Annotated in this window: 11 protein-coding genes; 5 read left to right on the top strand and 6 right to left on the bottom strand. The window is 62.3% G+C overall.

The genetic code is table 11. The features are described 5' to 3' along the window. Positions 1-549: sigma-70 family RNA polymerase sigma factor (locus Q1W40_RS12990; protein WP_300712758.1), on the top strand; the 549-nt coding region annotated here is incomplete at its 5' end. A gap of 90 nt (positions 550-639) precedes the next feature. Here Q1W40_RS12990 and Q1W40_RS12985 read toward each other — a convergent pair. From Q1W40_RS12985 to Q1W40_RS12960, 6 genes are all read right to left on the bottom strand, one after another. Next, entirely contained in the window at positions 640-1,044 is a 405-nt protein-coding gene (locus Q1W40_RS12985) for a YkgJ family cysteine cluster protein (protein WP_300712756.1), read from the bottom strand. An 8-nt stretch (positions 1,045-1,052) separates the two neighbouring features. Further along, a complete protein-coding gene (locus tag Q1W40_RS12980) occupies positions 1,053-2,087 on the bottom strand; it encodes a zinc-binding dehydrogenase (RefSeq protein ID WP_300712753.1) in 1,035 nt (344 codons plus the stop codon). Between the two features lie 17 nt (positions 2,088-2,104). Then, positions 2,105-2,719 (bottom strand): class I SAM-dependent methyltransferase, encoded by a 615-nt coding sequence (locus tag Q1W40_RS12975; protein ID WP_300712752.1) that lies wholly within the window; start codon positions 2,717-2,719, stop codon positions 2,105-2,107. Positions 2,720-2,859: 140 nt separating this feature from the next. After that, entirely contained in the window at positions 2,860-4,905 is a 2,046-nt protein-coding gene (paaZ, locus tag Q1W40_RS12970; protein ID WP_300712750.1) for a phenylacetic acid degradation bifunctional protein PaaZ, read from the bottom strand. Positions 4,906-5,351: 446 nt separating this feature from the next. After that, positions 5,352-6,197 (bottom strand): class III extradiol dioxygenase family protein, encoded by an 846-nt coding sequence (locus Q1W40_RS12965; RefSeq protein ID WP_300712748.1) that lies wholly within the window; start codon positions 6,195-6,197, stop codon positions 5,352-5,354. 242 nt (positions 6,198-6,439) lie between these two features. Beyond that, a complete protein-coding gene (locus Q1W40_RS12960) occupies positions 6,440-6,784 on the bottom strand; it encodes a protocatechuate 4,5-dioxygenase subunit alpha (RefSeq protein WP_300712746.1) in 345 nt (114 codons plus the stop codon). Between the two features lie 84 nt (positions 6,785-6,868). On the opposite strand from Q1W40_RS12960, the gene Q1W40_RS12955 reads away from it, so the two are divergent. The 4 genes from Q1W40_RS12955 (at position 6,869) to Q1W40_RS12940 (ending at position 10,948) form a co-directional block, all read left to right on the top strand. Then, the gene (locus tag Q1W40_RS12955) at positions 6,869-7,771 is read left to right on the top strand and encodes a LysR family transcriptional regulator (protein ID WP_300712744.1); all 903 of its coding nucleotides are present in this window, start codon (positions 6,869-6,871) and stop codon (positions 7,769-7,771) included. A gap of 110 nt (positions 7,772-7,881) precedes the next feature. Beyond that, the gene (locus tag Q1W40_RS12950; protein ID WP_300712742.1) at positions 7,882-9,093 is read left to right on the top strand and encodes a 3-hydroxybenzoate 6-monooxygenase; all 1,212 of its coding nucleotides are present in this window, start codon (positions 7,882-7,884) and stop codon (positions 9,091-9,093) included. Positions 9,094-9,109: 16 nt separating this feature from the next. Further along, a complete protein-coding gene (locus Q1W40_RS12945) occupies positions 9,110-10,147 on the top strand; it encodes a cupin domain-containing protein (protein WP_300712740.1) in 1,038 nt (345 codons plus the stop codon). A gap of 99 nt (positions 10,148-10,246) precedes the next feature. Further along, entirely contained in the window at positions 10,247-10,948 is a 702-nt protein-coding gene (locus tag Q1W40_RS12940) for a fumarylacetoacetate hydrolase family protein (RefSeq protein ID WP_300712738.1), read from the top strand. The last annotated feature ends 10 nt before the right edge of the window (positions 10,949-10,958 follow it).

Below are 10,958 nucleotides of genomic sequence, written 5' to 3'. Positions count from 1 at the left end.
TGGTGGATCCGCCAGGCCATCACCCGCTCGATCGCCGACCAGGCGCGCACCATCCGCATCCCGGTGCACATGATCGAGACGATCAACAAGATGAACCGGCTCTCTCGCCAGCACCTGCAGGAGTTCGGCTTCGAGCCGGACGCCCCGACGCTGGCCGAGAAGATGGAGATCCCGGAAGACAAGATCCGCAAGATCATGAAGATCGCCAAAGAGCCGATCTCCATGGAAACGCCGATCGGTGACGACGACGACTCCCACCTGGGCGACTTCATCGAAGACCAGGCCAACACGGCACCTATCGAAGCTGCCATGCAGGCCGGTCTGCGCGAAGTGGTCAAGGAAATCCTCGACAGCCTCACGCCGCGTGAAGCCAAGGTGCTGCGCATGCGTTTCGGCATCGAGATGTCCACCGACCACACGCTGGAAGAAGTGGGCAAGCAGTTCGACGTGACCCGCGAACGCATCCGCCAGATCGAAGCCAAGGCGCTGCGCAAGCTCAAGCACCCCAGCCGCAGCGACAAACTGCGCAGCTTCATCGACTCGATGTAAACCGCTCAAGCGGCCAAAGCACCAAGCCTCCCGACTGCAAAGTCGGGAGGCTTTTTTCATGAACGCTGCCAGCAGATGGGCAAGCGCCAGTCAGCGCGACTGCGCTTTGTTGCCGTAAGGGCAATGGTTGGGGCGTGGCCCCACTTGCGGGTGCAAGCGGCAGGTGTTGGGCCGCTTGTCATACACCGTGCAGCGCCGCGTCTTGGCGTCCAGAAACTGGCAATCCCCGCTGGCACGGCGGGCCAAGCTGAAGATGCTGTTTTTGAAATTGAAGTGGTCGATCAACCCAGCCTTGGACAAGCGCTTGGCAATTTGCTTGGGGTCTTCGTGCTCGGCTTCAAACGGGTCCACCAGCTCCAAGCGCACCAGATCGGCCAACTTGACCTCAACAGGCATGGTGCAGCAATTGGCCGCGCAACTGTCGCACAAGCCGTTTTTGTAACGGGTCCAGGTTTCGCAACGGTCAACGTCGACAACGGCAATGGGAGATCTCATGGCTTGAATTATCCCCGGATGCGCACCGCCAGCTTGCCAAACTGCTGACCACTGGCCAGGCGGTCCAGCGCGGCATGGATATCGTCCAGGTCGTAGGTGTGCTCAATCAGGGGCCGCATGCCATGCTGCTCACAAAACTGGGTGAGTTGTTGAAGCTCCGCAAGATTACCCAAGGTCGAGCCCAGGATCTGCAACTGGCGGATGAACACCCTGCGCAGATCGGCCCCGGGCTGGTCGCCGGTGGTGGCGCCGCAGGTCACGATGCGCCCGCCGCGCACAGCGCTTTTGAGCGCGCTGTCCCAGACTGCAGCCCCCACGTTTTCGAACACCACATCCACCCCGCGCTTGCCGGTCAAGTGCATGACCTCCTGCACCACATCTTGCTCGCGGCTGTGGATGGCGGCGTCGGCCCCCAGCGCCAGCGCACGGTCCAATTTATCCCGGCTGGTGGAGGTGACAAAGACGCGTGCACCCATGGCTTTGGCCAGTTGCAGGCCGGCCAGCGACACCCCACCGCCAATGCCAAAAATCAGCACCGTCTCGCCTGCTTGCAGCTGGGCGCGGCTGGTCAACATGCGCCAGGCCGTGAGGTGGTTCACGCCCAGAGCGGCCGCTTCTTCAAAGCCCCAGCCATCCGGCATGGGCACCAGGTTGCGGGCGGGCACGCTGATGTATTCAGACAAAGTGCCGTCCCGGTGCTCGCCGAGCAAGCGCATGCGGGTGCACAGCACCTCTTGGCCGCTTTGGCAAAACTCGCAGGTGCCGCACACCACGGCGGGGTAGACCAGCACCGCTTGCCCGGTGTGCAGGCCGTGATCGCCCTCATCCAACGCCTCAATGACGCCCGCGCCATCGAGCCCCATGGTCTGCGGCAGCGTGTGGGTGATGCCCGCACCGCTGTCTCGCATGTACAGGTCCACACGGTTGAGCGTGGCCGCGTGCATGCGCACCAGCACCTCGCCGGCTTGCCGTGCTGGCATGGGCCGTTCGCCCAAGGTGACCACTTCGTTGCCGCCATGGCCTGTCAGGTACACCGCTTTCATGTTCGATCCTTGTGTGTTCAGTCCGCTTGGGCTTCGCCCCAATAATGGAAAGTCATCGGGCGCGGCCCTGCCAGATACGCCGATTGCGTGTTCGCAGCAAAGCCTGCGGCGTCGAGCAAACCGGGAATGTCGCGCCCCAGATGACAGCCACCTGCCAGCGGACCCCACACCGGCTGCAAACGGTCTTGCCAGCGGCGCACGTTGTCGTCAGGCGCTCGGCCATGCTCGCAAAACAAGAGCTTGCCGCCCGGCACCAGCACCCGGCGCATCTCGCGCAAGGCCTGCGCCGCATCGGGGATGCTGCACAGCGTGTAGGTACACACCACGGTGTCAAAGCTGGCGTCTTCTGCGGGCAGTTGTTCCGCCGACAGGCCCATCAGCTCCACTTCGATGCCCGCCTCTCGGCTGCGTTTTTGGGCCAAACGGTGCATCTGCATGGCCGGGTCCACACCCACCAAGCGGGTGATGCGGCTGCGGTCGTAAAACGGCAAGTTGCGGCCGGTGCCCATGCCCACTTCGAGCACACGGCCTTGGGCTTGCGGGACCAACTGGCGGCGCTGCCTTTGCACCATGGGCAGGCCGCAGGCGATGTCTATCAAGTAAGGCAGCAAGTGACGGTCGTACCAATTCATGGGGCTATTGTCACCGGGCTTCTCAGAAGATGGGTTCCCCGGTCAAGCCGGGGAATGACAGCAATGAATTCATCATCCTCGGGCTTGACCTCACCTTTGTCATCCTCGGGCTTGACCCGAGGATCCATGCCCCCAACCCATCAGCCCTTCTTGGCCACCAAGGTCAGGATGTCGTAGCTGGCCACGACTTCGCCCAGCTGGTTGGTGACTTCCACATCCCAGGCCACCACGCCCTGCCCCACGCCATTGGCGTCTTTTTTGTTCCGGTCGATCTTACGCTTGGCGGTCAGGCGCGCCTGGATGGTGTCGCCAATGCCGACCGGTTTGACAAAGCGCAGGGTGTCCAAGCCATAGTTGGCCAGCACCGGGCCGGGCGCGGGTGAAACGAACAGGCCCGCCGCTGCCGACAACACAAAGTAACCGTGCGCGATGCGCTTGCCAAACGGCGAATCCTTGGCGGCGATCTCGTCGAAGTGCATGTAGAAATAGTCGCCCGACAAACCACCGAAGGCCACGATGTCGGCTTCGCCCACGGTGCGGCGGTGGGTGAGCAAGCTCTCGCCGATTTGCAGCTCTTCAAAGTAGCGGCGGAAGGGGTGAACCTCGGTCTCGATCAGCTTGGCCCCCCGCATGTACTCACCCGTGACGGCGGCGATCATGCTGGGCGAGCCTTGCAGCGCGGTGCGCTGCATCAGGTGCTTGACGGCGCGGATGCCGCCCAGCTCTTCGCCACCGCCCGCGCGGCCGGGGCCACCGTGTTTGAGCGGCGGCAGCGGCGAGCCGTGACCGGTGGATTCGACAGCCGCTTCGCGGTCGAGGATGTGCAGGCGGCCATGCAAGGCAGCTGCCACTGGGATGACGCGTGCCGCGATGTGCGGGTCTTTGGTGACCAGCGTGCCGACCAAGCTGCCCTGACCGCGTGCGGCCAATTGCAGTGCTTCGTCGATGCCGTCGTAGGGCATGAGCGTGCTGACGGGGCCAAAGGCTTCCACGTCGTGCACGCTGTCGGTCTGCAAAGGCTTTTGGCACAGCAGCAGCGTGGGCTGGAAGAACGCGCCTTGGGCGATGCCCGCCCCCACCGGGGCAAAGTCGGCACCACCGCCGAACACCAGCTCAGCGCTTTGGCGCAGCAAGGCCACACGTTCGGCCACGTCGGCCTGCTGCGAATGCGAGGCCAGCGCGCCCATCTTGACGCCCTCGACGGACGGGTCGCCCACCACCACTTTGGCCAGACGGGCCTTGAGCTTTTCAGCAACGGCATCGAGGTGCTGGCGCGGCACGATGGCGCGGCGGATCGCCGTGCACTTCTGGCCCGCCTTGACGGTCATCTCGCGGGCGACTTCTTTCACGAACAGGTCGAACTCTTCGTCATCGGGCGTCACGTCGGGCGCGAGGATGGCGCAGTTGAGCGAGTCGGCTTCGGCGTTGAAGGGGATGCTGTGTTTGACCACATTGGGGTGCACGCGCAGCATGGCGGCGGTGTCGGCCGAGCCGGTGAAGGTCACCACGTCCTGGCCGTTCAGGCGGTCGAGCAGGTCACCGGTGGAGCCGATCACCAGCTGCAAAGCGCCTGCGGGCAGGATGCCCGATTGTTCGACCAGGCGCACCATGGCCTCGGTCAGGTAGCTGGTCGACGAAGCGGGTTTGCCGATGCAAGGCATGCCCGCCAAAAAGCTGGGCGCGAACTTTTCCAAGAGGCCCCAGATCGGGAAGTTGAAAGCGTTGATGTGCACCGCGATGCCACCACGCGGCACCAGGATGTGCGTGCCCGCGAAGCCGCCTTTTTTGCCCAGTGGGAAAGCCGGGCCTTCGTGGATCAGGTTGCCGCTGGGCAGCTCGTTGCTGCCCATGCCCGAATAAGCGAAGAGCGTGCCTGCGCCACCTTCGATGTCCACCCAGCTGTCAGCGCGGGTGGCGCCGGTGTGGGCCGAGATGGCGTAGAGCGTTTCCTTGTGCTCACCCAGGTACTTGGCCAGGGCCTTGAGGCGCTGGGCGCGCTCCTGAAAGTCGAGCTTGAGCAAATTGGGCAGGCCCACGGTGCGGGCGTAGTGCACTGCATCGCCAAAGTCGATGGCCTCGGCATGGGTTTGGTAAACGGTCTGGCCATTGATGGCGCTGCGCAGCGCTTGCGCGCCTTGCTGGCCGATCCATTGGCCACCGATGAAACTTTGCAGGACTTGGGACATAGGATGCGCTTTCTAAATTGAACAAAGCCCGGTCCAAACGAATTAACCAACCGAGCGGTCGGTTAATTTTATGCGCTTTGCACAAAGCCAGCGCCAAGAACTGACAAGGGATTTCCCCGATGCACCGTCACCTTGCACTGCGCAGTCACCTTGCAGGGCGTAGTCACCCCGCACAGAGTAGTCATCCCGCACTTGATGCGGGATCCATATGCTCAACGAAGGCATGGACCCCGGGTCTTCGCCCGGGGTGACAAAGTTATGTGTTAGCCCGGGAAGACAAAGTTGTGTGTTTACCCCAGGTAACAAACCAAGGCCTTCGCCCGGGGTAACAAGGTGATGTGTTCGCCCGGGACGACAAACCAGGACCTTTGCCCGGCTTGACAAGCGCCCTGCGCAAGCAGGGTCACCAGCGACCGTCTACCCCGGGGCTTGCGGGTCAGGAGGTTTCAAGCCAGCTCGAACGCCATCAAGCCGGTGGCCGTGTTGGAGATCGGGATGTGGTAATTGCGGTGCACTTCTTTCACACGCGGGCCTGCACTCGACAACGCCGCACGCATGGCCAGCCACATCAAGAGCTCCACGCCTTGCGTGCCGGTTTTTTCCACCAGCTCCAGCGTGCTGAACTGGGTGGCCCACTCGGGGTTGCTGACCAGGCTGTCCATGAACTGCAGGTCAAATTCTTTGTTGATGAAACCTGCGCGTTGACCATCGAGCTGGTGACTCAGGCCACCAGAAGCACAGACCACCACTTTTTTGCTGCTATCCCAGGCGGCGATGGCGTCGCCCACCGCCTTGCCCAAGGCATAGACGCGCTTGGCCGAAGGCAGCGGAAACTGCACCGTGTTGATGTTGATCGGCACGATGGTCACGGGCGCTTCGCCTTCGGGCCAAAAGAGTTTGAGCGGCAAGGTGCAGGCATGGTCCACCAGCATGTCCTGGCAGGTCACGATGTCGAAGTCTTGGCCCACCAAGGTGTTGATGATCTGCCAAGACAGATCGACCTCGCCTTTGAAAGGCGGCAGCGTGGGGATGCCCCAGCCTTCGTCGGCGTTGTTGTACTGCGCTGCGGCACCCACGGCGAAGGTGGGCATCTTGTCGAGGAAAAAGTTCAGGCCATGGTCGTTGTAGAACATGACGACCACGTCCGGCTTTTGCGCGCTCAGCCAGTTTTGCACAGGCGGGTAACCGGCAAAGAACGGGGCCCAGTACGGGTCGTTTTGCAGACCTTTGTGGATCGCATTGCCAATGGCGGGAATGTGGGATGTGGCGAGACCACCGATGAGTTGAGCCATTTGATTGTCCTGTTCTTGAATGCGTTGACGTGAGAAAGGGAAATTTCAGGAGGATGAAAGGGCGATGGAAGGGCGATGGCAGGGGGGATGTCATGCCGGACTCGATCCGGCATCCATGGATCCTCGGGTCAAGCCCGAGGATGACAAGCTAGAGCAGCCAGCGTGCCCGCGTGACATGCCAGTCAGCCCGCATGACATGCCAGTCAGCCCGCGTGACAAGCCGGTCAGCCCGCGTGACTGCCTCAGGCGTAAGCGCGCAACTTGGCCTTAAATTCTTCTTTGCTCATGCCGGTTTGCTGGGCGCCGATGTCCTGCATGTCGAGGCCAAAGATGCCCGCGAACTTGGCCAGGTAATAGGCGTTGCCGCCTGCAGCGATCAGCGCCAGCACTTGGCGCGAGCGGATCGCGGCTTTTTGCGGCTCGGTCAATTGGTACTTGACCATGTAGCCCTCTTCGTCCGCCTGGAACTCGGCGCGGTTTTCGGCCGCATTGAACGAAAAGCACATCTTGTTGAGGGCGTAGCCTTTGCGGGCCATGTCGCCGTTAAACGGGGTGGTGCCTTCAATTTTGAATGTCGCTGGGGTCATCTGCTTGCTCCATCGGGTGGGTTGATGGGCTGAAGTATCGCGAGGCCATTGCCAAAAATAAACAGATGAATAATCATATAACCCATGAGCAATTTCGATTGGTTGGATTTGGATGCCAAGCTGCTGCGGCTGCTGGTCACGGTGGTCGACACCGGCTCCATCACGGGCGCCGCCCAGCGCCTGGGCGTGACGCAATCGGCCGTGAGCCATCTGCTGGACAAGCTGCGCGGCATCACCGGTGATGTGCTGTTTGCCAAGTCCGGGCGCGGCATTGTGGCCACCGCCCGCGCAGAAGCCTTGGCCGAGCGGGCCCGCGCCCTGCTGGGCGATCTGGAGCGCTTTGCCTATTCCGAAAACTTTGACCCCGGCCAATGGCGCACCACCTTCACCATCGCTGCCAATGATTTTCAGCGTGATGCGCTGCTGCCCTCGCTCATGCAGCGCCTGCGCGAGTTGGCCCCAGGCGTTCAGCTGCGCGTCATCCCGTCCGATGTGCCCACGCCCGAGATGCTGCGCCAGGAACACTGCCAGCTCATCATCAGCCCGCGCCCACCGGACGGCGCCGACATGCTGCAAAAGCGCATGTTTGCCGACCGCTACCGCGTGTTTTACGACCCCACGGTGCGCAGTGCCCCGGCCAGCAAAAAAGACTATCTGACTTCCGAGCACATCACCGTGGTCTATGCGCCCAATCGACCACTGGACCTGGACGCGCACTTGCTGCGCCAAGGCCTTGAGCGCCGCTTTGCGGTGCAGGTGCCGGGCTTTGCGGGGCTGCCTTCGTTCATGCAGGGTACGGCCCTGTTGGCCACTGTGCCCGGCTTGCTGCATCACCATTTGATGCGAGGATTGGCCCATGCCAAGGTGCCCGTGCCCTGCCCCGAGATGCCGATGTACATGATCTGGCACCTGCGGCACCAGCAAGACCCGGCCCACCAATGGCTGCGCCAACAGCTGGAAGCGGTGGCACGCCCCTTGGCCGCCTGATGCCAACCTAGGGTTTTCACTGATTTCACACGGTCAATCGGGACTTGCTCATTTAATATGCATACATATAATATGTACACATTCCTTTAATTTCTTCGTCAGGAGATCCCATGAGCACAGTGCAGTCGCAACTCCCCGTCATCGTCGCAGGCGGTGGCATTGGTGGCCTGGCCGCCGCTTTGGCGCTGGTGCGCCAAGGCTTTCAGGTCACCGTGCTGGAACAAGCCCCCGAGATCGGCGAAATCGGCGCGGGCATCCAGCTCGGCCCCAACGCTTTCCATGCCTTCGATGCTTTGGGCATCGGCGACAAGGCCCGTGGCCGTGCGGTGTACACCGACTACATGGTGATGCACGACGCGATCGACGAGTACCAGGTTGGCAAGATCCCCACCGACGAAAAATTCCGCCAGCGCTTTGGCAACCCTTACGCCGTCATTCACCGCGCCGATGTGCATTTGTCCTTGCTCGAGGGTGCACAAGAAACCGGTCAAGTGCAGTTTCACACCAACACCCGTGTGGTGCGCATCGAGCAGGACGACGCGAGCGTGACCGTGTGGGACCAGAACGGCAAAGCTTTCAAGGGCTGCGCTTTGATTGGAGCCGACGGCGTCAAGTCGGTGGTGCGCGAACAGTTTGTGGGCGACCCGGCCCGAGTGACGGGCCATGTGGTGTACCGCGCCGTGGTGGACAAAAAAGACTTTCCCGAAGACTTGCAATGGAACGCCGCCGCCATCTGGGTCGGCCCCAACTGTCACCTGGTGCACTACCCGCTGCGCGGTGGCGAGCAGTACAACGTGGTCGTGACTTTCCACAGCCGCCAGCAAGAAGAATGGGGCGTGACCGATGGCAGCAAAGAAGAAGTACAAAGCTACTTTCAGGGCATTTGCCCCAAAGCACGCCAGCTGATCGACCTGCCCAAAACCTGGAAGCGCTGGGCCACGGCCGACCGCGAACCGATTGGTCAATGGACCTATGGCCGCGTGACCTTGCTGGGCGACGCGGCCCACCCCACCACCCAATACATGGCCCAAGGTGCCTGCATGGCCATGGAAGACGCTGTTACTTTGGGCGAAGCCCTGCGCACGCACCACAACGACTGGCCGAAAGCGTTGGACATGTACCAACGCGCCCGCGTGGCCCGCACCGCCCGCATCGTGCTGTCGAGCCGCGAGATGGGCCGCATCTACCACGCCAAAGGCGTGGAACGTCTGGTGCGCAATGACCTGTGGCGCGGCCGCAGCCCTGAGCGCTTTTATGATGCGATGGAATGGCTGTACGGCTGGAACGTGGGCAACTGCCTCGATGCCGCTCAAAACACCTGATTGCATGGAGACAAAAATGAACGACCTCGGACGCATCGAAGACTTGCCCCAAGACTATGTGCAGGACCTGCGCAACGTGAACCTGGTGCCCCTATGGCCCAGCCTGCGCGGCGTGCTGCCGCCCAAGGTGCCCACCCGCCAGACCCAGCCGACTTGCTGGGCTTACAAAGACATCAAACCCCTGCTGCTCAAAGCGGGCGAGCTGACCCCGATTGAAAAAGCCGAGCGCCGCGTGCTGGTGCTGGCCAACCCCGGCCACGGCCTGGACAAGATGCAGGCCTCGGCCGCCATGTATTTGGGCATGCAACTGCTCATGCCCGGCGAATGGGCCCCCAGCCACCGCCACACGCCCAACGCGGTGCGCATGATCGTCGAAGGCGAAGGCGCTTACACCACGGTGGACGGCGAGAAGTGCCCGATGAGCCGAGGCGACTTGATCCTCACGCCCACAGGCCTGTGGCACGAACACGGCCACGACGGCACCGATCCCGTCATCTGGCTGGATGTGCTGGACCTGCCGCTGGTCTATTACATGGAGGCCAGCTACCACATCAACGGCGAACGCCAGACCGTGGTGCCCGGCCAGGGCGACAAGCAATACGCCCGTGGCGGCGTGGTGCCCAGCCATGTGTTCGAGCGCAGCAAGAAGGCTTACCCCATGCTGCGTTACGCCTGGAAAGACGCCAAGGCCGCGCTGGAATCGCTGGCCGCTGACGATGCGGGTCTGGAGCAGGTGCAGGTCACCTACACCAACCCCGAAACCGGTGGCGATGCTGAAAACATCCTGGGCTTTTACGCCCTGATGCTGCGCCCCGGCCAGACCTTGCGACTGCCTGCCCGCTCACCTGCCCAGGTGTTCCACGTCATCGAAGGCGCGGTGCAAGCGCAGATCGTGGCCAGCACCTTCACCTTGGCCGAAGCCGACACCTGCTGCGCGCCGGGTTACGAAGCCGTGACACTGACCAACCTGAACGCAGACCAGCCGGCATTCGTGTTCATCGCCGACGAATCGCCGCTGCACCGCAAGCTCGGTGTGTACGAAAACCGCGGCTGATTTTTTTCTTTGTGGGAGCGACGCCCTCGTCGCGATGAGCCTCCGTTAAAACCATCGCAACGGGGGCGGGGCTCCCACAGCAACTCCACTGCAAACACCATGACCTCTTACCTCTTCAATCCCCCCGCCGTCCAGTCCCTGCCCATCCGTGGCCAAACCGAGCGCTTCCCGATCAACCGCATCTTCTGCGTGGGCCGCAACTACCATGCGCACGCCGTCGAGATGGGCCGCCCGGTCGACAAGAGCGTCGAGCAGGCCTTTTACTTCACCAAGTCGCCCCAGACCCTGGTGGAAAGCGGTGCGACCGTGGCTTACCCACCCCGCACCAGCAACTACCACTTCGAGATGGAACTGGTGCTGGCCATTGGCAAAGCAGGTTTCCGCGTGAGCGAAGCCAACGCGCATGAGCTGGTGTATGGCTACGCCGCAGGCCTGGACATGACCCGCCGTGACCTGCAATTGGTGGCACGCGACAAGGGCCGTCCTTGGGACACGGGCAAAGACATCGAGCAAGGTTCGGTCTGCACCGAGATCGTGCCCATGCCCGGCGTGGTGATCGAAAACGGCGCGATTGCCCTTGAAGTCAATGGCACCACCAAGCAGTCGTCCAATGTGGACAAGCTGATCTGGAACATCCGCGAAATCATCGCTGACCTGTCCACCTACTACCACCTGCAACCCGGCGACCTGATCTACACCGGCACGCCTGAAGGCGTGGGTGCTGTGGTGACCGGCGACAAGATCACCGGCCGTGTGGAAGGCGTGACCGAGGTCGCGCTGACCATCGGCGCTGCTGAGTAAGCCACTCACT

This window comes from Limnohabitans sp., from assembly GCF_030158565.1.
Classification (GTDB): Bacteria; Pseudomonadota; Gammaproteobacteria; order Burkholderiales; family Burkholderiaceae_C; genus Limnohabitans_A.
Note: the sequence above shows the minus strand (reverse complement) of the source record. Positions and strands in the feature narration are given on the sequence as shown.

Excerpts from the sequence above, each read along its gene's own strand:
- Q1W40_RS12985 (WP_300712756.1), bottom strand. The coding sequence starts at position 1,044 with ATGAGATCTCCCATTGCCGTTGTCGACGTTGACCGTTGCGAAACCTGG.
- Q1W40_RS12980 (WP_300712753.1), bottom strand. The coding sequence starts at position 2,087 with ATGAAAGCGGTGTACCTGACAGGCCATGGCGGCAACGAAGTGGTCACC.
- Q1W40_RS12975 (WP_300712752.1), bottom strand. The coding sequence starts at position 2,719 with ATGAATTGGTACGACCGTCACTTGCTGCCTTACTTGATAGACATCGCC.
- paaZ (WP_300712750.1), bottom strand. The coding sequence starts at position 4,905 with ATGTCCCAAGTCCTGCAAAGTTTCATCGGTGGCCAATGGATCGGCCAG.
- Q1W40_RS12965 (WP_300712748.1), bottom strand. The coding sequence starts at position 6,197 with ATGGCTCAACTCATCGGTGGTCTCGCCACATCCCACATTCCCGCCATT.
- Q1W40_RS12960 (WP_300712746.1), bottom strand. The coding sequence starts at position 6,784 with ATGACCCCAGCGACATTCAAAATTGAAGGCACCACCCCGTTTAACGGC.
- Q1W40_RS12955 (WP_300712744.1), top strand. The coding sequence starts at position 6,869 with ATGAGCAATTTCGATTGGTTGGATTTGGATGCCAAGCTGCTGCGGCTG.
- Q1W40_RS12950 (WP_300712742.1), top strand. The coding sequence starts at position 7,882 with ATGAGCACAGTGCAGTCGCAACTCCCCGTCATCGTCGCAGGCGGTGGC.
- Q1W40_RS12945 (WP_300712740.1), top strand. The coding sequence starts at position 9,110 with ATGAACGACCTCGGACGCATCGAAGACTTGCCCCAAGACTATGTGCAG.
- Q1W40_RS12940 (WP_300712738.1), top strand. The coding sequence starts at position 10,247 with ATGACCTCTTACCTCTTCAATCCCCCCGCCGTCCAGTCCCTGCCCATC.